This is a genomic window from Blastomonas sp. CCH1-A6 (assembly GCF_001556365.1).
GTDB lineage: Bacteria > Pseudomonadota > Alphaproteobacteria > Sphingomonadales > Sphingomonadaceae > Blastomonas > Blastomonas ursincola.
In genome coordinates, this window is sequence record NZ_LSIS01000253.1 from 1 (window position 1) to 752 (window position 752).

Here is a 752-nt window from a genome sequence, read left to right on the forward strand (position 1 = left end):
ACCAGCAGCACCTAAATCTCCACCGAAAATTACACCACGAGCGCGGACGCTAACTATTGCCAGCTCCGTCAGCACGCGACGGCCAGCCTCAGCCGCAAAGGCACGCGCTCTCGGCTGGTCGCCGCGCAGTCCGGCAGAGACCATCTTAGACACTGCCAAAAGCCTACGCGAGTTTGGAATCGCAACCCTTCCTCATGGCCGAGGCGATTGATCAGTAAAGTTCATCCGCGGGAAGCTCGGGCTAAAATCTTCTTTCGGGATCGCACAGATACCGCTTGAATGGCCCATATTCGGGCGCATTGCCGACCGTCCGCTTTGGGGGGGCCAATCGGCAGCTTTTGTCAGGAGCGGACGTTCACCAGACATGATGTGAACGACCGGGTCTGGTCGAGATATGACACTCGATTCGCGAGCTTTCGGACACCAACATGGTGAAATGGCTCTCGGTAGCTGGTGGCAACTCGTCGGCAGACCGTCAAAACACCTCCAGTCTCGCATTGGACCTCGTGGGAGCGCAGCGAAAGAGGGACGAAAATGTAGGACCGGGTTGGCTGAGATGCCAAAAAATGCGCGTTTGCGCCACATTTTCTAGTTGAATGGTGGAGCCGAGGGGAATCGAACCCCTGACCTCGTCATTGCGAACGACGCGCTCTCCCAACTGAGCTACGGCCCCACATCCGGTGACGCGTGGCTATAATGGTTCGCCCCGCGCCTATCCAGAGGAAAAATCAGTCGCCGCTGCTCGGCAATAT

The 752-nt window shown here is 57.6% G+C and carries 1 tRNA gene; it reads right to left on the bottom strand.

The annotated features are described in order from the left end of the window. Window positions 1–597 precede the first annotated feature (597 nt). Window positions 598–673 (bottom strand) — tRNA-Ala (locus tag AX735_RS12260). Between the last annotated feature and the right edge of the window lie 79 nt (window positions 674–752).